The sequence below is a fragment of the Pseudonocardia sp. EC080619-01 genome (genome assembly GCF_001420995.1).
Taxonomy (GTDB): Bacteria; Actinomycetota; Actinomycetes; order Mycobacteriales; family Pseudonocardiaceae; genus Pseudonocardia.
Genome location: NZ_CP012184.1, coordinates 724323 through 744318 on the forward strand (window position 1 = coordinate 724323; position 19996 = coordinate 744318).

Genomic DNA, 19996 nt, shown 5'->3' on the forward strand with positions numbered 1-19996 from the left:
CGCGGTCCGGCCCTGCAGCCGAACCGGTGCCGTCTCGACGGGACGTCGTCAGACTCGCGCGCAGGCAGAGCGACACCGTTCGTGGTGCGCCGGTCGGACCACCACCGCGCGGAGGGACGCACCGGGCCGCGGTCACGCCGTCGCTGACGGGAATGGTGCAACGCGGATCGCCACACCGGTATCTGCAGCTCAGCGCTGTTCGGCCGCGATCGGTTTACTAGCGAATCGAACATATGGTCGAGTACGATCGTCCACATGACCGCGGTCCAGGAACCTCCACGCACCGGCCTCCCTGCCGGGGATCCGGGGTTCCCGCAGGTCGATCTGGCGCTGGTTCAGCTGGCGGTGGAGCAGGCCGCGCTCGACGACCTGTCCGGTGTGTCCGAGGCGGAGTTGATCGATCAGATCCAGCAGCTCGAATCCGTGCAGCACTCCTTGGCGGCGTTGCAGGCGACGCGGGTGCGGGCGTTCGCCCGGCTCCATGTCGAGAACGGCATCGCGGCCGGGCAGGTCGATCCGGATCGGTTGCAGCGCGGTGTGGTGGCGCAGGTCGGGTTGGCCTGTCGGGTGTCGCCGGCCGAGGCGCGGCGTCGGGTGAGTACGGCCCGGGATCTGCACGACGGTCTCGATCATGTTCGTGGGTTGTTCGGGGCCGGTGAGTTGAGCGCCGCGAAGGTGGCGGTGGTGGTGAGCGCGTGTTCGGGTCTGGACCGTGCTGAACGTGCCGCGGTGGATGTTCGTCTGGCTGCGCACGATCTGACCCGGCTCGGTCTGGGCCGGTTGCGGGATCTCGCTTGCCGCTACGCCGCCGAGGTCGCACCGGGGAAGTTCCTCGCCCGGGTCGAGTCCGCCCGTGCCGAGCGGCGGGTGACGTTGCGCCCGGCGCCGGATGCGATGACGTATCTGACCGCGTATCTGCCGGTGGAGCAGGGTGTGGCGTGTCTTGCCGCGCTGAACAAGGCGTTCACCGAGGTGTCGGTGAACCCGGCACCGTTGACCCGGACTCGTGGTCAGGTCATGGCCGATACCCTCGTCGAACGGGTCACCGGCCAGGCCGTGGCGACCGATGTGGGTGTCGAGGTCCAGGTCGTCGTCCCGGTCGAGGCACTGCTGGACCCGGACTCGCCGCTGCCGGCGGAGATCCCGGCCACGGTCCGGTCCCGGTCGACCTCCTGGCCACGAGCGAGGGGAGGAAGACCCTGCGCCGCCTGATCACCTCCGACGGTGTCGTGATCGGCGGGGACTCCCGCCAGCGCACCTTCACCGGTCTCCTCGCCCGCCTGGTCCGAGCGCGCGCGGGGAATCGGTGTACCGAGCCGTACTGCGACGCCCCGGTGCGGCACGTCGACCACATCCACCGCGATGCCGACGGGGGAGCGACCGAGCTCGACAACGGCAGGTGTGTGCGAGTTCCACAACCACGTCCGCGAACAAGCCGGCTGGCGCGTCGCCCGCGGCCCCGACGGACAGGTCCGCACCACCACCCCGACCGGACACACCTACCGTGCCCCCGGCTGACCTCGCTGCGGTTCGTCGCGCGGACGGTCACGGCTCCGGCGCGCGCCTCACCGTCATCGACCCGACCGGTCGGCCGGACCGGTGCGGAACGCCCGGGTATCAGCGACAGGGCCCCGGAGCTCGGCGACGCGAACTCCGGGGCCCCGGCGAGATCCGATCAGAAGGGGCGGCCCCCGGCGATCGCGACGCGCTCGGCGACCCGCTTGTGCGGGTGGTAGTCGCCGACCGCGTAGTGCTGCGTCGCGCGGTTGTCCCAGAACGCCACGGTGCCCTCGGACCAGCGGTGCCGGACCTGGAACTCGGGCACGTGCGCCTGGGCGAACAGGTGCCGCAGCAGCGCGTCGGACTCCTCGCGGGGCAGCCCCACGATCTCGGTGGTGAACGACGCGTTCACGAACAGCGTCCGCCGGCCCGTCTCCGGGTGGGTCCGGACGACCGGGTGGGTCACGGGCGGGAACTCGTCCTGCAGGCCGGCGAGCTTGTCCGCGTCCAGGAAGCGGGCGAAGCCGGGCACCATGTCGTGCACGGCCTCCGCCCCCTCGATGCGGGCCTTCACCTCGTCGGACAGGTTGTCGTAGGCGGCGGCCATGTCCGCCCACATCGTGTCCCCGCCGAACGGCGGCGTCTGCACCATGCGCAGCACCGCACCCATCGCCGGCTCCTCGCGGAACGTGGTGTCGGCGTGCCAGATGTTCTCGTAGGTCTTCGCCCCGGCACCGAACCGGACGACCTCGTCGGACCCGCCGCGGTCGAGCATCGGGTTGGTCTCCAGCGAACCCCACAGCGCGCCGAAGTCCCGCTGCTGCTCGCCGGTGATGTCCTGCCCGGGGAAGAACAGCACCTTCCACTCGAGCAGCGCGCGGTGGAGCTCCGCGCGCAGCTCCGGACCGGGGGCCTCACGCAGGTCGACTCCCGTGATCTCGGCTCCGAGCGTCCGCCCGACCGGGGTGACGGTGAACAGCTCGAACGGTCGGTCCGGCCCGTCGCCCGGCAGGCGGCAGAGCAGGCGCTCGCCTTCCAGGAGATCGATGGCGGGCGTGGACCGGGGCCGGCTCACCGGCGCGTCGAGGTTGATCGTCACGTCCCCGATCCTGCGTCCGGACCCCCCGTCCGGACAACCCCCGTCCAAACGGACGGAATGCCTGTCCGGTCACCCCGGCCGGGCGCCGGCCCGTACCCACTCGATCACGGCTCGTTTCTCCGGCGTGACGTCGGTGGTGGTGATCGCCCGGACGTCGTCGGGCGGCAGCGGGTAGCGGACGTCCTCCTGCAACGACGCCCACGTCGCCGCCGCCAGGTCCGCCGCGCCCGCGGTCCGGATCAGCGACGGCACGACCTGCCGGTACTCGGAGCGGACCAGCTGGTCGAGTGCCGTGGAGGCGACGGCGATGTCGAAGTCCAGGTCACCGGCGTCGCTGGAGTCGGCGAGGTCCAGGCTGCGCCGCTCCGCGATCACCCCGAGCAGCACCGGGTGCAGCCGCGGGTGATCGCCCAGCACCCGGTCCGGGTCCACCTCGGAGCCACCGGGCTCGCCGATCCCGAAGGCCCGCGCGCAGAGCTCGCGGTGGAACGCGTGCAGTGCGAGGAGCCGGAGCACCAGCTCGCCGCGCTGGTATTCGGAGCCGGCAGCGGTCAGCCGGGCGGTCGTCAGCACGCCCCACGCCCACGCCGCCCACGCCTGCTCGGAGCCGTCGTAGCGGAGGTCGAAGAGATCGACGGCGATCTCGTGCAGGTCGCCGAGGACGTCGGCGGGGTCCGGGGGTTCGAACAGCTCGTCCCACATGTCGGTCATCACGAGATTTCTACCGCGGGTCGCTTCCTCGAAACCGTCGGCCCCGGCAGGCAGGATGGGGCCATGACGACCACCGAGCCGAAGCACTCCGGTCTCGACCTGACCTGGGTCGACCCGGACGTCCGTCCGCAGGACGACCTGTTCGCCCACGTCAACGGCCGGTGGCTGGCGACCCACGAGATCCCGGAGGACCGCTCGCAGGACGGTGCGTTCCGGGTGCTGCGCGACCGCGCCGAGGAGCACGTGCGCGTCATCGTCGAGGAGTGCGCCGCCGGCTCACCGGAGCCGGGCACCGAGGCCCGCAAGGTCGGCGACCTCTACTCCTCCTTCATGGACACCGAGCGTGTCGAGCAGCTGGGCGTCGCGCCGCTGCGTCCGCTGCTGGACGAGATCTACGCCGCCGGCGACCGGGCCGCGCTCGCCGGCGTTCTCGGGCGGCGCCAGCGTGAGGGCCGGGCCGCGCTGTTCGGCGAGTTCATCGCGACCGACGCCAAGGACTCGTCGCGCTACCTGGTCAACCTCAACCAGTCCGGGCTGGGCCTGCCCGACGAGGCGTACTACCGCGAGGACGACTCGGCGGAGATCCGCGCGAAGTACGTGGAGCACCTGCAGCGGCTGGCGGAGCTGGTCGGCCTGGCCGAGCCGGCCCGGGTGGCCGAGCAGGTGATGGAGCTGGAGACGGCGCTCGCCGCCGCGTCGTGGGACCGCGTCACCAACCGCGACGCCGAGAAGACCTACACACTGCTGACCCGCGAGCAGCTCCGCGAGTCCGCTCCCGGGTTCGACTGGGCCGAGTGGGAAGCCGCGCTGGGCGTCCCGGCGCACTCGTACGACGAGGTGATCGTCCGGCAGCCGAGCTTCGTCACCGAGGCCGGCGCGCTCTGGGCGGGCCGCCCGCTCGAGCAGTGGCAGGCGTGGCTCGCCCTGCACACCGCCGCGGCGGCCGCCGAGTACCTGTCGTCGGACCTGGTCGAGGAGGACTTCGACTTCTACGGCCGCACCCTGTCCGGCACCCCCGAGCTGCGGGAGCGCTGGAAGCGCGGGGTGTCGCTCGTGGAGGGTGCGCTCGGCGAGGCCGTCGGGAAGCTCTACGTGGAGCGGCACTTCCCGCCGAAGGCGAAGGAGCGGATCAACGAGCTGGTCGCCAACATCGTCGAGGCGTACCGGCAGTCGATCTCCACGCTGGACTGGATGAGCCCGGAGACCCGCGAGCGGGCCCTGGAGAAGCTCGGCAAGTTCACACCGAAGGTCGGCTACCCGGAGCGCTGGAAGGACTACTCGGACCTCGGGATCGACCCGGCCGACCTGCTCGGGAACGTCGGTCGCGCGGCGGAGTGGCGACACGACTTCGAGTACGCGAAGCTCGGCGGCCCGGTCGACCGCTACGAGTGGCTGATGACCCCGCAGACGGTCAACGCCTACTACCACCCGCGGCTCAACGAGATCGCGTTCCCGGCCGCGATCCTGCAGCCCCCGTTCTTCGACGCCGACGCCGACGACGCCGCCAACTACGGCGGCATCGGCGCGGTGATCGGCCACGAGATCGGCCACGGGTTCGACGACCAGGGCTCCCGCGCTACGACGGCGACGGCAACCTCCAGGACTGGTGGGAGACCGCCGACCGCGAGGAGTTCGACACCCGCTCCCGGATGCTGATCGACCAGTACAGCGCGCTCTCCCCCATGGGCCTGCCCGAGCACAAGGTCAACGGGGCGCTCACCGTCGGCGAGAACATCGGCGACCTCGGCGGTCTGACGATCGCGCTGAAGGCCTACGCGATCGCCAACGACGGCACCGAGCCCCCGACCCTGGACGGGCTGACCGGCGAGCAGCGGGTGCTGTTCGGCTGGGCGCAGGTGTGGCGGGCCGTCACCCGCGACGCCGAGGCGATCCGCCGGCTGGCGACCGACCCGCACTCGCCGCCGGACCTGCGGTGCAACGCCGTCGTGACCAACCTGGACACCTTCCACGAGGCGTTCGGGGTGACGGAGACCGACGAGCTGTTCACGGAGCCGGGCAGGCGCGTCCGGATCTGGTGAGGGGTGCCCGGTGCCGGGGGCCGGTCCCCCGGCACCGGGCACGCCGCCCGGATGGCGGTTCGACCGACGTGCCCCGGGTACCCGCCGCCCATGACCGAGAAGTTCGCGAAGGGCACCTGGGTGGCGTGGAACTGGGGCAACGGCACCCCCACCGCCAAGGTCGTCGACTCCGCCACCGACCGCATCGAGCGGACGATCGACGGCACGACGCAGTCCCGCAACGGGACCGAGGACAACCCCGCCTACGTCCTCGAACAGGAGAGCGGGCAGACCGTCCTCAAGCTCCACTCGGAGCTGAAGAAGGCCTGATCCGGCGCCGTCGCCGGATCACCAGGTAGATCACGACGAGCAGCAGCAGGAACGGCACACCCGCCTTCCAGGCCGTCGAGAACTGGTCGGTGAACGGCGTCGTCGCCAGCACCGCCGCGACGAACAGCATCGCCGCGACGGTGGTGTACGGGGCGCCCGGCAGCCGCACCGGGGACCGCTCCCCCGCGTGCGCCCTGCGGAACGCCAGGTGACTGGCGAAGATCAGCAGCCAGGTGGTGAGCGCCCCGAACAGGGCCAGCCCGACGAGCAGCGGGAACGCCGTCTCCTCGGCGAACACCGACACCAGCGACGCGAGCGCCAGGCCGGCCGCGGACAGCGCCAGGGCCCGCTGCGGCGCGCCGCGCCGGTTGGTGCGGGCCAGCGCCCGCGGGGCGTAGCCGTCGACGGCCAGTGAGTACGTCATCCGCGCGGTCACGTAGAGGTTGGTGTTCATCGCCGACAGCGCCGCGGTGAGCACGACGACGTTCATCACCGCAGCCGCAGCCGGCACGCCCGCCTGCGCGAACAGCCGGACGAACGGCGACTCCGTGACGCTCTCCCCCGTCGACACGGTGTTCCAGGGAACCAGCGTGACGACGACGAGCATCGCGCCGATGTAGAACACGGCCAGCCGCAGCACGGTCCGCCGCGCGGCGCGCGGGATGTCCCGGCCGGGATCGCGCGACTCCGCGGCGGTCACGGCGACCGCCTCCGTCCCGAGGAACGAGAACGTCACCACGGTCAGCGCGAGCCAGATCGCCCCGAGCCCGTTCGGCGCGAACCCGCCGTGCGCGGTGAGCGCGCCTACCCCGACCGCCTCCTGCCCGGGCAGGCCGAACACGATCGCCGTCAGGCCGACGACGATGAACGCGACGACCGCCACCACCTTGATCATCGCGAACCAGTACTCGGTCTCGCCGAAGAACCGGACCGCGCCGGCATTGATCGCCAGCATGATCACCGAGAAGCCGACGACCGGGATCCACAGTGGCAGGTCGGGGTACCAGAACTGCAGGTAGAGCCCGGCGGCGACGACCTCGCTGCCGACGTTGACCACCTGCGCGGCCCAGTAGATCCAGCGCTGGACGAACCCGGTCCCGTCGCCGAGGTAGCGCTGCGCGACCGGCCCGAACCCGCCGGCCTCGGGATGGCGTACCACCATCTCGGCGAGCGCGTAGGCCAGCGCGAGCGCGACGACGGCCGCCACCGCGTACGCGACGATCACGGCCGGTCCGGCGATCGAGATGGCGAGCCCGGAACCGAGGAACAGCCCGGTCCCGATCGCGCCACCGACGGCGATCATCCCGATCTGCCGGCCGTCGAGGTCCCGGCGCAGCCCCTGCTGCTCGCCGCCCGTGCTGCCGCGCTCCACCCGTGCTCCCGTGCGGTACCGATCCCCCGGTCCGGATCGCGGACGGGGCGCACCGGCACGCGTGGTGATCACGTGCGCGGCGCAACGGCCCGGGATCCTCGCACGTCACCCTCGGGCACCGGGCCCGCGGGTCACGCTCCGGCGGGCCCCTGCGGCGACGGGTCGGCGAGGTCCCGGCGGTACCAGACGACGTCGCGCCACGCCCCCAGCTTCCAGCCGACCCCGCGGAACACCCCGACCTCGGTGAACCCGAGCGCCCGGTGCAGCGCGACGCTGGCCTCGTTCGGCAGGGTCAGGACGGCGACCGCCACGACCAGGCCGCACGCGGTCAGCCGGGCGAGCAACGCCTCGTACAACGCGCGCCCGGTGCCGCGGCCGCGGGCCTCCGGGTGCAGGTAGACGCTGACCTCGCAGGTCCAGCGGTACGCCTCGCGGGGCTTGAACGGGGCACCGTAGGCGTAGCCGAGCACGTCGCCGTCGTCGGTCACGGCGACCAGCCACGCGTACCGCTCCTGTGCGGCGGCGATCCGCCCGGCCATCTCGACCGGCCCCGGCGGCTCCGACTCGAAGCTGACGGCGGTGTCGCGGACGTACGGCGCGTAGATCACCGCGCAGGCGTCGGCGTCCTCGGCGGTGGCGTCACGGATCTGCACGATCGCATCGAATCACGATGCAATCAGGACGCCTTCCGGGTGAGGATCGGGGCGTGACGACTGCTCCTCCCGCGGCGCGGACGGGTCTCCTCTCGGTGGTGCTCGGCCTGCTGTTCGGCCTGGCCGGTACGTCGACGTCGGGGGTGACGGTCGCGCTGCCGAGCCTCGCCGAGGGACTCGGCGTGACGACCGCCGACGCGACGTGGATGGTCAGCGGCTACGCGGTGGCCCTCGCCGTCGCGACGCCGGTGCACGGGCGGCTCGCCGACGCCGTCGGCATCCGGGCGCCGCTGTGCACGGGGACGGCGCTGCTCGGTCTGGGTGCACTGGCCGCGGCGCTGGCGCCGAACTTCGCGCTCCTGATGGTGGCGCGCGTCGTGCAGGGGCTCGGGGCGGCCGCGATCCCGGTGCTCGCGGCAGCCCTGCTGAGCGCACGCGCCCCGGAGGAGCGACGCGGAGCGGTGCTGGGACGCCTGGCGGGGACGTCCGCGGTGCTGTCCGCACTCGGCCCCCTGCTGGGCGGCGCGCTGACGACGGCCGGTGGCTGGCGCGCGGCGGTCGCGCTGCCGGTCGTCGGACTGCTGGCGCTGCCGTACCTGTGGCGGCGGTCGGTCGTCGACGGCGACGGGGCCCGTCCCGACCCGGCCGGCGCGCTGATCGTCGCGACGGCGGTGTCCGGGCTGGTCCTGCTCATCCAGTCGCCGAGCGCGGGGACCGCGGCCGCGGTGACGGGAGCGGTGCTGCTGGCCGTCGGCGTCCCGGCGACGGCCGCCTGGGTCCGGCACCGGCCGGACGGCTTCCTGCCCCGCGCGGTCGTCGGGAACGCGACGGTGGTGCGGTCGTCGCTGTGCGCGTCGGCGATCCCTGCGAGCTGGTTCGCGCTGCTGCTGGGCATCCCGCTGGCGCTGGCCGAGCGCGGATGGACCCCGCTGACGACCGGACTGATGCTGGTGCCGTCGGCGGCGGTCGCGCTCGCCTGCCCGGCGCTGTCCGCCCGGCTGCAGCGACGGCTCGGACCGACCCGCACCCTGCTCGCGGCCTGTGCGGCGACGGTCGCCGGACTGCTCGCCGCGGTCGCGGGCGTCGCCTGGCACCAGCCGTGGGTGCTCGCGGTGGCCCCGATGCTGGTGACGCTGGCGTTCGGGACGGGGCAGCCCGCGATGATCGCCGCCGTCGGGGGCGCGGTACCCGCGGACCGGCGCAGCGGGGCGATCGGCGTCGCGACGCTGTGCTTCCTCGCCGGGGCCGGGATCGGCGCCGCCGTCATCGGCGGGTTCGCCGTCGTCGTCGGGCTGGCGGCGGCACTGGCGCTGCTCCTGGTGCTGCCCCTGTTGGGATCGATCGGCCTCCTCGTCGCGATCCGCACGGCCTGACCTGCACGACCGGGTTCGGACGGGATCAGGCGGGCGCGGAAGCGCCGCTGGTGCTGCGGTAGGACAGCCGTCGCAGCAGCGTCTCCGCCGGGCCCGGCGTCCCCCGCCGCTCCAGGACGACCGCGAACACCAGCGTCACGAGCCACACCCCGACCGCGTACAGCGCCATCGTCGTGCTGCCCAGCGACGCGCCCCAGCCGAGTCCCCACGCCGCGAGGACCGGCGCGCACAGCACCGACTGGGCGAGGTAGCAGCTCAGCGACCGCTTGCCGACCGCGGTCACCGCCGAGCCGACGGGGCCGAGCGGCCTCCCGGCGAGCCGGTTCCCGATCAGCCCGAACAGCGCCACGTAGCCGACGCCGCAGGCCAGGCCGGTGACCAGCTGCGTCGCCGCGAACACCCACATGATCTCGCCCCACCCGCCGATGACGCCGACGTGCGCCAGCGCGTGCGGCAGGCCGCCCGCCCAGCCCAGTGCGATCCCGACGACGGCCGTCACCCGCAGCAGCCGCAGGTGCTGCTCCGGCTGTTCCAGGATCCGGCGCCGCGCGGACCAGAAGCCGAGCAGGATCGCGATCGGGACCGTCAACCCGACCACGCCCTGGCCGAGCGTGATCAGCGGCCAGAGCGCGAGCCGGTCCCCGACCGCCGCGAGCACCGACGGCTGGGAGGCGCTGGCCGTCATGTCCGCCGGCATCCCGCCCCCGGCGGACGCGCCCACGGTCAGCACGGCCCACGCACCGAAGACCGCGAACCCGGCGAGCAGCACCAGGATGCCGGTGCCCACACCGGCCCACACCAGCAGCGTGCGGTCGGCCCGGCGGACGAACAGCCACACGAGCAGCAGCCCGCACAGGCCGTAGGCACCGAGGACGTCCCCGCCCCACAGCAGGGCCGCGTGCACGAATCCGAACACGAGCAGCCAGAGGTTGCGCCGCTGCAGCAGCCGGAACGCGTCCCGCTCCGGCACGCCCTTCGCCCCCTGACGCCGGTAGATCACCGCCAGCCCGTAGCCGAACAGGAACGCGAACATCGGGTACACCCGCATGTCCACGCCCGTGATGAGCACCGCCTGCACGATCTTGTCCACGACCGACCTCTCGACCGGGTGGAAGCCGGCCTGGGAGTGCTCGCGGCCGTACAGGTAGAACGGCGTGTTCGCGAGCGCGATGAGCAGCAGCATCGCACCGCGCGCCAGGTCCGGCGCCGGTGCCCGGCCGCTCATGCCGAGCGGTCCTGCCAGTGGTGGTCGAGCGTTCTCGACGGTCATGTGGTCCCCCTGTTCCCCGGAGCCCAGCACAGCGGGGCCGACCGGGACGGTCAAGGAGGAAAAGGACGATTCATCCGGGCCGAAGGTCGACGATCCGGTCGGCCGTCTCCGTCGTCACGCCTCCTCCCGTAGCTCGGTGACGAACCGGTTCCGCAGCTCGACGGCCCACTCGTGCCCCGGGTCGCTCGGGTCCACCCCCGGACGCTCCCGGGTGGTCATCGCGTCCGCGTAGACCCGGAAGCAGCCCTGGATGCCCCGGATCAGGCCGTCGACCAGGCACCGCCCCGGTTCGAGCGGGTGCAGCACCGTCGTGAGGACCCGGTGCTCGTGGTCGGTGTCGGGGTCGGGCCTGTCCGGGCAGACGACGAAGATCCCGCGCCCGGCGAGTACCGCCTCCTGGAGGAGATCACGCACGACCTCCTCGTCGGGCTCGTCCTGGCGCATGACCAGGACCTCCCTCGCGACGCCGAGGTCCTCGTGCTCGATCGCCTCGGCGAGCGCGACGACATCGGCGACGGAGTGCCCGGCGACCTCCGCCACCCAGCGGGCCGCCGCCCGTAGCCAGTGCACCGCGGCGACCGCGGCCGAGTGGGGTTCGACCGTGGTCAGCAGGCCGACGGGTTCGAGCGGATCGGCCTCGAGCACGGCGTCCGCGGTGGCGACGTGTCCCTCGTGGACGTCGCCCCGGACGTACCGGACGGCCTGGAGTGCCCGTCCGGTGAGCTCACCGGCGTCGGCGTCGAGGACGGCGTCGAGCTCGGCACGCACCTCCCGGACGACGGTCTCACGGAACGCCCGCCCGGGCGTCCGGGCCAGCAGGCGGCCGAGCGCGTGGACGAGCCGGACACGTTCGTCGTCGCCGTCGGGCGGTGGACGGTCCGGGTCCCGCAGGGTGGCGAGGAGATCCGCGGGGCGGAGCTGCCCGGCCTCGCCCTCGGAGTAGGCGGACCAGAGCACCGCCGAGAGCCGGGTGAGGACGACCGTGATGCGGCGGGCGAGGGCATCGCCGAGGTCCCGCGGCACCCGGGCGACCCGGCAGGCGACGGCACCGTCACCCGTCGGCCAGGTGGAGACGATCGCCGACGCGGCGGGGTCGTGGGCGTAGGTGGTCATCTCGGCCCCGCCGGAACTTCCGGCCACCGGCGGGACCGGGTGTCAGGGAGACGTGGAGCACCGGCGAGGCCGGTGTCGGTGGGAGTCATGCGGCTTGGACGACGGCGGGGGCGGCACGGTTCCGACGGCCTCTGCGGTCCGGCACCGGGAGCCCGCGGTACGGGGCGACACGATGACCATCGGTCAGACCCCGCGCCCGGAGGCACCCAGCGACCGCCGGGTCTCCGCGACGGCCTCGCGCACCTCGTCGTCGAACCGCGTGCGGATCTGGTCCACCCGGTGCGGCCCGGTCGACCGCGCGGTGTCCTCGAGGTACAGGTCGAAGCAGCCCCGGACAGCGGCCACGAGACCTCCGACCAGGATCCGGGGAGCCGCGTGACCAGGTCCGCGGTGGAGCCGGCACCGGTGGGCCGGATCGCGACGAGCGACGACGCGGACGGGTGGTGGGCGTAGGTGGTCATCGCCGGAGGGTGGCGGGCGCGCCTCCGGCCCGCGGCGGGGATCCGGGCCGCGTTCGCAGGAGTGAACACCGGAGCACCCATGAGGCTGGAGGATCGGACGCCGTCTCACGTACGGTGATCACCCGCGGACCGCCAGGCACCGGATCCCGTGTCGCCTCCACACCCGCACGCCGATGACGCGTGCCCTGTGGAGGTTCACCCCGTGGCCCTGGTCCGCCACAACGCCGCTGCCCTCCGTGCCCGGGCCGAGGCGCACGACCTGGACGATCTCCTGGTGCGTCAGGCCCGGATCACCTTCGGCTCCGGTGTCGGCGCCGGTGAGGTCCGCTCCTGGCGGGAGAGCCTCCCGGCGCTGCTCACCGACGTGCACGACGCCGGGCTCGACCACGTCGAGGTCCTGCTCGAGCACAAGCTGCCGTTCTCCCCGAAGCGGGTCGACGCGATCCTCTGCGGCGTGCACCCGACGACACGCCGGCCGAGCTACGTCGTCGTCGAGCTGAAGCAGTGGACGAACGCGGTGTCCCGGGAGGACGGCCTGGTCGACGTCCCGCAGTACGGACGTCCGGTGCTGCACCCGGTGGACCAGGTCCGCGGCTACTGCGACTGACTACCTGGTGGACTTCGTGCCCTCCCTGGCACCGGAGCACAGCGACGTCCACGGGATCGCCTACCTGCACAATGCCGCTGCCGCCGGGTGGAAGCTCGCCACCTACGAGGTCGACGCGCACGGGCAGCTGTTCCGCGGTGACCAGCGCGGTGCCCTCGTGGGCGAGCTGCGTCGCCTGCTCGACGCCGACCCCGAGAGTGCCGACGCGTCCCGGGCCGCGGCCGACGACCTGCTCGGCGCAGCACCGCGGCCGTCGCGACCGCTGCTGTCGGTGGCCGCCGACGAGGTCCGGCAGCGCGAACAGTTCGTCCTCGTCGACGAGCAGCGCGTCGCCTACCGGATGGTCGAGCACGCGGTCGAGCGGGCGCACCGCCACAACACCAAGACCGCGGTGATCGTGCTGGGCGGGCCGGGCTCCGGGAAGAGCGTGCTGGCCCTGAGCCTCCTCGGCGACCTGGCCAGGAAGGGGCGCTCGGTCCTGCACGCGACCGGATCGAGCGCGTTCACCCGCACACTGCGCAAGGTCGCGGGTGCCCGCTCGACCCGGACGCAGAAGCTGTTCACCTACTTCAACAGCTTCATCGGTCACGAGCCGAACGACCTCGACGTCGTCATCTGCGACGAGGCACACCGGATCCGCGAGTACAGCGTCAACCGGTACACGCCCGCCACCGTCCGGGCGAAGGCCCGCCCCCAGGTCGAGGAGCTGATCGGCGTCGCCCGGGTCCCGGTGTTCCTGCTCGACGAGCACCAGGTGGTCCGCCCCGGTGAGATGGGGACCGAGGCCGAGATCCGCGCCGCCGCGGAACGCGCCGGGTGCCGGGTCGAGGTCGTCCGGCTCGCGGGGCAGTACCGCTGCGGCGGCTCGGAGTTCTACGAGGAGTGGGTGCGGCGGCTCCTCGGGCTGGACCCGCGCCCGCCGGTCCGGTGGTCGGAGCTCACCGACCCGGCCGACGAGCACTACCGGGTGGCCGCGCTCCCCTCCCCCACCGCCCTGGAGTCGTGGCTGCTCGGGCAGGTCGGTGACTCGGCCGACACCGCTCGCCTCTCGGCCGGGTACTGCTGGCGCTGGAGCGACCCCGCACCCGATGACGGCGGTGGGAAGCGCCTGGTCGACGACGTCGTGGTCGGTGAGTGGTCCCGCCCGTGGAACGCCAAGCCAGGTACCCGGGTCCCCGACGCGCCGGAGTCGCACTTCTGGGCCAGCGACCCCCGCGGGTTCGGCCAGGTCGGATGCATCTACACCGCGCAGGGTTTCGAGTACGACTGGTCGGGAGTGATCGTGGGCCCCGATCTGGTCCGGCGGGGCGACCGCTGGGTCGCCGACAGCCGGGCCTCGTTCGACGGTGCGGTGAAGCGCGCCGGCCAGGAGGAATTCCCGGCCCTCGTGCGCAACACCTACAAGGTGCTCCTGACCCGCGGGATGAAGGGCACCGCGATCTTCTCCACCGATCCCGAGACCCAGGAATTCCTGGAATCCGTCTGCCGCTGACCCCGCGGTCGGGTGTCAGCTCAGGTGACGGGCGAAGAAGCGGCTCCCCTCGTCACCCTCGAACGCCGGGACGCCGGTGTGCCCGCCCATGTTGGCGTGCAGCGTCTTCTCCTCGGAGCCGAAGGCGTCGAACAGGTCCAGGGCCGTCCGCCGGTCGTTCCCCTCGTCGTCCCACTGCAGCAGGACCAGCAGCGGAACGGTGACCCGCCGGGCATCCTCTACCACGGCGCGGGGCACGACACTCCCGGCGAACAGGAGCGCGGCCACGATGCGCGGTTCGACCACCGCCAGCCGGACGCCGACGGAGATCACTCCCCCGGCGAACCCGACCGGCTCCCGTAGCCCGGGGAGCGCGAGCAGGGCGTCCAGGACGGCCCGCCATTCCGGCACCGCCGCATCGACGAGCGGGAGGACGAGCCTGTCGACGATCTCGTCGCCGACCGGCTCGCCCGCCCGGAGCGCGCGACGGAGTTCGGCGCGGGCGTCCTCGGCGTCGGTGGAACGGGGCCGGTCGCCGCTCCCGGGAAGCTCGATGGTGGCCGCGGCGAACCCGTCCGCCACGCAGCGCCGGGCCCGGGCGACGAGCCGGGGATACATCCGGCGCAGTCCGCCGGGGTGGCCGAGAAGGATCAGCGGGACCGGCTCGGACGCCGATGCGGGTGTCCAGAGGATCCCGGGGATCCCGTCGAGGGTGACGCTGCGTTCGAGGACGCCGTCGTCGAGATGCTGCGCGGAGGAGAGTCGCATGGTCGTGCCCTTCGGGAGCGTTCGTGAACGGCGCTCCCGGACGACCTACCGCCCGACCGTGACCCCGGAGGGGAGCACCCGTGTCGATGTCGCGTTCACGGGGATCACCTCCTGAATCTCTTGCACGGCCACACAGAAGCTAGGCCGCGGGCGCTGAGGAGCGCCACCGAATTCCTGACCGGGGCGACGCATGGGGCCATCTACGTGCGGCCACGGAGTTGTGTGACCGGTTTCTGCGATTCGGGTCCGGCCACCACAGGTCCCCTCTACTCTCGCGCCATGTCCATGACTCCGGAACAGCAGCGTTCGATCGATGAACTCGTCGCACAGATAAACGTGGATAATGTCCTGCAGGTCGCCGCGCTGTTGCGGAGGCAAGCAGATCAGATGGAGCGTGCGCTCGTGAAGGCAGACCGAGAGCTACGGGTCGAGCCGTTGGGGGCCGATCCGGTATCACGAGACGCAGCCGAGAGCTTTCGCCCGAAAATCCGCCGGATCCTCGACCTCCACTGGGCCCACTGTGAAGAAGTGCGCAGCGCCGTGGAGGCTCTCCGGCGGTGCGCCTTCGATTACGGCTTCACCGACACCGATCTCGACGCCTCCTTTCGGAGACTCACCGGCGAATGATCGACATGCTCAGGTGGCGGGCAGTGCTGGGGGCGGTCGTCGCTGCGTCGACGTTGACCGGGTGCGCGGAGGCAGCCCCGGAGCCGGTTGATCCGTTTCCGCACAGGCCGTACGCCCTTGACGTCGCGATCGTCGATCCGTGTACCGCGTTGACCGAGAAGGACCGGGCAGCTCTTCAGCTCCGCTACGGCAGCGGGGGGACCAGCCATGGCGGGACATCCCGTGGCTGTACCTGGCCGGGAGACAACGGGCTCGGCTACAACCTGCAGACCTTCGACGACAAGGACGCGTCGGTCGCCATCGCCGCCGAACCGACCTCGCAGGTCATCACCCTCGCCGGCTTCGGCGCCGTCCAGAGCTCACCACCCGCCCAGGGTACGGGTCTGCCGTTCTGCCAGGTCGTCCTCGACGTCGCCGACGGCTCCTCCCTCCGAGCCCAGCTCCAGGTCACCCCCCTCGCCGAGGACGCCGACCGGCGCACCGTCGAGGGCACGTGCGCGCAGCTCCACGCCGCCGCGACGACGATGCTGGAGAACCTCCGGACGCAGCAGGGTCAGTAGTTCCCCACGACCCGCACCGGCTCCACCAGGACGGCCGCGCGGCGCTGTTCGGCCATCACGCGGTCGTACTCGGCCCAGTCGTCGTGCGTCCCGCCGCAGGCGGCGAAGACGTCGCGCAGGAGCCGGGGGACGTCCACGCCGTCGACCGGGTCGTCCGGCCCGATGATCTCCGACGAGCCCTCGACGGCGACCCAGCGCCAGCCGGACCGCCAGTGCAGCGACGTCGCGGGCCGCGCGCGCAACGCCTGCAGCTTCACCGGGCCGTATGTCACGTAGGCGGCGACGGGTGTGCCGGTCACCGGGTGGTCGAGGACGCCGGCGTTCACCAGTGAGGTGTGCGGGCGCCCGTCGGGGCGGACGACGGCGACCGTGCACAGGCCGCTGTCCTCGGCCACGATGCGCCGGACGGGATCCAGATCGGCACTCATGGACCGAGTGTGCCGCAGACCGGCCTCAGCGCCAGCCGAGCTTCTTCGTGCAGGACGGCCAGGCCTTCCAGCCCTGCTCGTCCTGGACCTTCTTGGCGACCTCGATCTGCTGCGACTTCGACGCCTGCTCGGGGCTGGAGGCGAACTCGGTGCCGCCGAACGACTTCCACGTGGTCGGGGTGAACTGCAGCCCGCCCTTGAACCCGTTACCGGTGTCGGCCTGCCAGTCGCTGGTGCTCTCGCAGTGCGCGAGCTTGTCCCAGGTGGCGGTCTTCTCGACCGAGGGTGCGGCCGGAGCCGAGGGGGCGGCCGACGCGGTGCCGACGATGCCGAGCGGTGCCGCGGCCATCGCGGCGGCGGCGCCGATCCGGGCCGCGGTGCGGCCGGTGTCGGTGGGCTTGCGGTGCCGTCCTGCCATGTTCGCTTCTCCGTGCGGTGGGGAGCAGTTGCGTCGCCGGCCGGGCACGGTTCGGGGAGGGCCCGGACGGCGGCCGACACGGTAGGCACGCCCACCCCGGCCGGCTCAACCCGTCACCTCCGCTCGTCGCGGACGTGCGCGGTGAGTGGTCGGACGCACGCGATCGGCGATGGACGCAGTAACGCGAACCGGACGAACGGACCAGTGCCCGGGCCCCCTCCGTCGGCCGATCAGCGGGTGCTGTTCGCCGCCGGGACCCGGTCCCCGGTGGCGGGAACCGCCGCCTTCCGGCCGAGGACCGACGCGACGACGGCCAGGACGACGACCACACCGCCGTAGGCGAGCGCCGTCGGGCGCAGCCCACCCGCGGTCGCGGCCACCCCGGCGATCATCGCGGGGACGCTGAACGAGAGGTACGCCAGCGTGTAGGTCGCGGCGAACAGCTCACCGCGCTCGTGCGGGGCGGCGAGCGCCGACAGCGTCCCGAACGTCGCGAAGGACGCCGAGCCGAACCCGACGCCGGCGACGAGCGTCCCGACGGTCGCGACGACGAGCACGCCCGTCACCACCCCGGTCAGCGTCACGAGGGTACCGACGGCCAGCAACGCCGCGGCCGGCGTCAGCACGCGGGCCGGGGTGCTCCCGCGCAGCAGGAACGCGGTCAGCGCGCCGGTGAGGCAGAGCGCCGCGACGACCAGGCCGCCGACCAGGTGGTTCCGGACGCCGAAGACGTCGACGACGACCGACGGCCCGAGCGACATGTACAGCCCGCCGAGCGCCCAGCTCGCCATCAGGATCGGCACGATCACCGCGAAGCCGGGACGGACCCGCGCCGGTACCCCGACCCGGGGCCGCAGCGACCGCAGTGCGCCCGGCCGCCGGTCGATCGTCTCCGGGATCAGCGCCACCAGCACCGCCGCGACCAGCAGGCCAGCGGTGAGCAGCACCCACACCAACCGCGTCGGGGCCGGGGCGAACTCGACGAGTGCGCCGCAGGCGAGCGCGCCGAGGCCGAGCCCCGCGAGCGGGGCGGTGCCGTTGACCAGGCCGGCCCGGGCCGGGTCGCCGCGCCGACCCGCCAGGTCGACGACGGTCGCCGGCAGTGTCGCCGTCGCCGCGCCGGTCGCGATCCCCTGCACGACGCGGGCGGTGAGCAACCAGCCCACGCCGTCGGCGGCGAGGAACAGCAGCAACGAGACGATCTCCAGCGCGATCGCGCCGAGCAGCACCGGCCGTCGTCCCACGTGGTCGGACAGGGCACCGACGACGAGCAGCGCCGCGATGAGGGCGAGCACGTACACCGCGAAGACCGCGGTGAGGGTGAACTCGGTGAAGGCGAACCGCTCCTGGTACACGACGTAGAGCGGGGACGGCGCCGACGACGCGGCGAGGAACCAGACGAAGGTCGCCGCGACGACGGCGAAGGCGACCGGTGGGCTGAGCCGGAGGCGGCTCGACGGGGCGGTGCTCACGGGACTCCTCGGGTCGCTCGTCTGCTGAGCGTTGCCAACGACCGGGCCCGGTCCCGGCATTCCCCGGACCGTGTGACAGGTCAGGTCCGTCGCCACTCCCCCGCGCCCTGCACGACCACTGCCACGAGCAGCGGCACCGCCGCGAGCGCGGGCACCGCGCCCGGCAGGTGCACCAGCAGCAGCCCACCGGCGACCGCGCCGAGCACGAGCGCACCGAGCTGGCGCACCGCGCTCCACCGCCGGGCCTCCCCCGCGGCGAGGTCGGCGACGGCGCCGGTGAGCGTGCCCATCAGGTAGGTCGACGACTCCCCCAGGCGCAGCGCGACGCTGCTCTGCCCGCCCATCGCGATCGCGGCCCCGGCGAGCAGCAGCACGGCCGGGGCGCCGGCCGACGGCCAGAGCACCGCGAGCACGACGAGCAGGAGCAGCTCCGCGAGCAACGGCGCGGCCACGGCGGCCGGCCACCGTCGCCGTCCGAACGTCCACAGCGCGACGCCCACGACGAACCCGGCGACGGCGACGACCGGCGCGACGAGATCACCCCACCGTCCGGCGGCCGTCGCGGCCCCGGTCGTCACGAGGTTCCCCGTCACCACGCCGGCGAACGCCCCGCCGAGCGAGCCGACCGCCCAGACGTCCACCACACCCGAGCACGCCGCCATCGCGGCGAGCACCACCGCACGTCGCACGCGTCGATCCTCCCGGAATCGGCGCGACGGTGGCAGGCTCTCGGAACATGCTGCGTGCCACGTCCTCCCGGGTCGGGCTGTTCCACGTGCGCTACGAGGTGAGCCACGACGGCCGCCCCGTCACCGGCTGGACGGCGCGTACCTGGCAACGCCATCGGGACCTCGTGATCGACGGCCATCCCTACGCGCTGCGCTCGGAGGGCATTGCCCGGTTCGCGCTGGAGGGCGACCTGCGCGCGCACATCCTGCGCTCCGTGGACCATCCGGACGGCCCGCTGTCGCGACCACACTGGAACATCGAGATCGGGGACCTGACGTACCGGCTGGCCGGGTCGGGCGTCGGGCGGCGGTTCGCGTTGCTGACGACGGCCGACGCGGTCAACGAGGCCGGCCGGGTGTGGCGGACGGGGGCGCTGCGGCCGTCGTACGCCGCGCAGCTGCCGGACGCGCTGGAACTGCCGGTGCAGGTGTTCGTGCTGTGGTCGGCGATGGCGATCTGGCGGGCCAGCGTCGCCGCCGCGACCGCCGTCGCCCGGTGACCGGCGCCTACCGGGCGGCGGCGTGGGTCACGAGCACCGGGATCGGCGACTCCAGGATGATCCGCTGAGCGGTGCTGCCGGTGAGCAGCTTCCCGACCGGGCTGCGCCGCTTGACCCCGACGACGAGCAGCTCCGCGTCCTGCGCGGCCGCCAGGTCCAGGAGTGCCTCGGCGGGGTCGCCGCCGTCGTCGACGACGCGGACGTCGGTGCCCGGGTCGCCGTCGGCCCGCAGCGACGCGAGGCGGGCCTCGATGTCGGCGCGCAGCGTGCCGCCGTCGTGGACGTCGGAGTCGGGGTCGAACCGCTCCTGGCGCTCGGTCGCGAGCGCGACGAGGGTCGCGCCCCGCAACCGGGACTCGCGGACGGCCAGGTCGAGCGCGGCAGCGCCCTCGGGCGTCGGGCCGTAGGCCACACAGATCGTCATGTCGCTCCCCATCAAGCGCGTGCGGACGGCGGAACGATATCCAGCGAAACGGACGAGTCGAGGAAAAGTTCGTTGTGTTCACAGCGTTCGTAG

At 73.0% G+C, this 19996-nt stretch carries 22 protein-coding genes and 1 pseudogene; 10 read left to right on the plus strand and 13 right to left on the minus strand.

The annotated features are described in order from the left end of the window. Positions 1–345 precede the first annotated feature (345 nt). Positions 346–1212 (plus strand): DUF222 domain-containing protein, encoded by an 867-nt coding sequence (locus AD017_RS03340; protein WP_227013356.1) that lies wholly within the window; start codon positions 346–348, stop codon positions 1210–1212. Positions 1213–1675: 463 nt separating this feature from the next. On the opposite strand, the gene AD017_RS03345 is transcribed toward AD017_RS03340, so the two are convergent. Both AD017_RS03345 and AD017_RS03350 read right to left on the minus strand, forming a co-directional pair. After that, positions 1676–2599: a TauD/TfdA family dioxygenase gene (locus AD017_RS03345; protein WP_060572781.1), complete on the minus strand. Its 924-nt coding sequence runs from the start codon at positions 2597–2599 to the stop codon at positions 1676–1678. Positions 2600–2668: 69 nt separating this feature from the next. Then, positions 2669–3310 carry a hypothetical protein gene (locus AD017_RS03350; protein ID WP_060572783.1) on the minus strand — a complete coding sequence of 214 codons (642 nt, stop codon included), beginning with the start codon at positions 3308–3310 and terminating at the stop codon, positions 2669–2671. A 63-nt stretch (positions 3311–3373) separates the two neighbouring features. On the opposite strand from AD017_RS03350, the gene AD017_RS03355 reads away from it, so the two are divergent. From AD017_RS03355 to AD017_RS03360, 3 genes and pseudogenes are all read left to right on the plus strand, one after another. Continuing rightward, positions 3374–4966, plus strand: coding sequence for a M13 family metallopeptidase (locus AD017_RS03355; RefSeq protein WP_304440540.1), 1593 nt, complete (start codon positions 3374–3376; stop codon positions 4964–4966). Continuing rightward, positions 4945–5349 (plus strand): annotated as a pseudogene (locus AD017_RS37175) (M13-type metalloendopeptidase); the annotation flags it as partial. The gene AD017_RS03355 and the pseudogene AD017_RS37175, both read left to right, overlap by 22 nt. Before the next feature lie 90 nt (positions 5350–5439). Then, positions 5440–5658 (plus strand): DUF2945 domain-containing protein, encoded by a 219-nt coding sequence (locus tag AD017_RS03360; protein ID WP_010227472.1) that lies wholly within the window; start codon positions 5440–5442, stop codon positions 5656–5658. On the opposite strand, the gene AD017_RS03365 is transcribed toward AD017_RS03360, so the two are convergent. Continuing rightward, the gene (locus AD017_RS03365; protein ID WP_060572785.1) at positions 5627–7030 is read right to left on the minus strand and encodes an amino acid permease; all 1404 of its coding nucleotides are present in this window, start codon (positions 7028–7030) and stop codon (positions 5627–5629) included. The two genes, AD017_RS03360 and AD017_RS03365, sit on opposite strands and share 32 nt — an antisense overlap. Before the next feature lie 131 nt (positions 7031–7161). Further along, complete coding sequence (locus AD017_RS03370) at positions 7162–7683, minus strand: GNAT family N-acetyltransferase (RefSeq protein WP_060572787.1); 522 nt, start codon at positions 7681–7683, stop codon at positions 7162–7164. Between the two features lie 53 nt (positions 7684–7736). Here AD017_RS03370 and AD017_RS03375 point away from each other — a divergent pair, with 53 nt between their 5' ends. Beyond that, positions 7737–9056 (plus strand): MFS transporter, encoded by a 1320-nt coding sequence (locus AD017_RS03375; RefSeq protein ID WP_168170490.1) that lies wholly within the window; start codon positions 7737–7739, stop codon positions 9054–9056. A gap of 25 nt (positions 9057–9081) precedes the next feature. Here AD017_RS03375 and AD017_RS03380 read toward each other — a convergent pair whose 3' ends face one another. The 3 genes from AD017_RS03380 to AD017_RS35150 form a co-directional block, all read right to left on the minus strand. Further along, positions 9082–10326 carry a DUF418 domain-containing protein gene (locus tag AD017_RS03380; protein ID WP_060572791.1) on the minus strand — a complete coding sequence of 415 codons (1245 nt, stop codon included), beginning with the start codon at positions 10324–10326 and terminating at the stop codon, positions 9082–9084. A 114-nt stretch (positions 10327–10440) separates the two neighbouring features. Further along, complete coding sequence (locus AD017_RS03385) at positions 10441–11439, minus strand: hypothetical protein (protein WP_060572793.1); 999 nt, start codon at positions 11437–11439, stop codon at positions 10441–10443. Positions 11440–11622: 183 nt separating this feature from the next. After that, a complete protein-coding gene (locus AD017_RS35150) occupies positions 11623–11784 on the minus strand; it encodes a hypothetical protein (protein ID WP_168170491.1) in 162 nt (53 codons plus the stop codon). Between the two features lie 318 nt (positions 11785–12102). On the opposite strand from AD017_RS35150, the gene AD017_RS37315 reads away from it, so the two are divergent. Both AD017_RS37315 and AD017_RS03390 read left to right on the plus strand, forming a co-directional pair. Then, positions 12103–12507: a hypothetical protein gene (locus AD017_RS37315; protein ID WP_349675455.1), complete on the plus strand. Its 405-nt coding sequence runs from the start codon at positions 12103–12105 to the stop codon at positions 12505–12507. Positions 12508–12523: 16 nt separating this feature from the next. Further along, complete coding sequence (locus AD017_RS03390) at positions 12524–13999, plus strand: DNA/RNA helicase domain-containing protein (RefSeq protein WP_349675456.1); 1476 nt, start codon at positions 12524–12526, stop codon at positions 13997–13999. Positions 14000–14014: 15 nt separating this feature from the next. Here the strand turns inward: AD017_RS03390 and AD017_RS03395 are convergent, their stop codons facing one another. Beyond that, positions 14015–14746, minus strand: a complete 732-nt coding sequence (locus AD017_RS03395) for an alpha/beta hydrolase (protein ID WP_060572796.1) — start codon at positions 14744–14746, stop codon at positions 14015–14017. A 279-nt stretch (positions 14747–15025) separates the two neighbouring features. On the opposite strand from AD017_RS03395, the gene AD017_RS03400 reads away from it, so the two are divergent. Beyond that, positions 15026–15373 carry a PE domain-containing protein gene (locus AD017_RS03400; protein ID WP_060572798.1) on the plus strand — a complete coding sequence of 116 codons (348 nt, stop codon included), beginning with the start codon at positions 15026–15028 and terminating at the stop codon, positions 15371–15373. Between the two features lie 5 nt (positions 15374–15378). Continuing rightward, a complete protein-coding gene (locus tag AD017_RS03405; protein ID WP_227013357.1) occupies positions 15379–15933 on the plus strand; it encodes a DUF3558 family protein in 555 nt (184 codons plus the stop codon). On the opposite strand, the gene AD017_RS03410 is transcribed toward AD017_RS03405, so the two are convergent. The 4 genes from AD017_RS03410 to AD017_RS03425 form a co-directional block, all read right to left on the minus strand. Continuing rightward, positions 15927–16361, minus strand: a complete 435-nt coding sequence (locus tag AD017_RS03410; RefSeq protein ID WP_060572802.1) for a pyridoxamine 5'-phosphate oxidase family protein — start codon at positions 16359–16361, stop codon at positions 15927–15929. The two genes, AD017_RS03405 and AD017_RS03410, sit on opposite strands and share 7 nt — an antisense overlap. 25 nt (positions 16362–16386) lie before the next feature. Continuing rightward, positions 16387–16779 carry a transglycosylase family protein gene (locus AD017_RS03415; RefSeq protein WP_060572803.1) on the minus strand — a complete coding sequence of 131 codons (393 nt, stop codon included), beginning with the start codon at positions 16777–16779 and terminating at the stop codon, positions 16387–16389. Positions 16780–17009: 230 nt separating this feature from the next. Continuing rightward, the gene (locus AD017_RS03420; RefSeq protein WP_082399027.1) at positions 17010–18251 is read right to left on the minus strand and encodes an MFS transporter; all 1242 of its coding nucleotides are present in this window, start codon (positions 18249–18251) and stop codon (positions 17010–17012) included. Between the two features lie 80 nt (positions 18252–18331). Next, on the minus strand, positions 18332–18940 hold the full coding sequence (locus AD017_RS03425) for a DUF1275 family protein (protein ID WP_145984099.1): 609 nt from the start codon (positions 18938–18940) through the stop codon (positions 18332–18334). A gap of 47 nt (positions 18941–18987) precedes the next feature. On the opposite strand from AD017_RS03425, the gene AD017_RS03430 reads away from it, so the two are divergent. After that, on the plus strand, positions 18988–19479 hold the full coding sequence (locus AD017_RS03430; RefSeq protein WP_010243560.1) for a hypothetical protein: 492 nt from the start codon (positions 18988–18990) through the stop codon (positions 19477–19479). 7 nt (positions 19480–19486) lie between these two features. Here the strand turns inward: AD017_RS03430 and AD017_RS03435 are convergent, their stop codons facing one another. Further along, positions 19487–19903, minus strand: coding sequence for a universal stress protein (locus tag AD017_RS03435; RefSeq protein ID WP_033200724.1), 417 nt, complete (start codon positions 19901–19903; stop codon positions 19487–19489). Positions 19904–19996 lie beyond the last annotated feature (93 nt).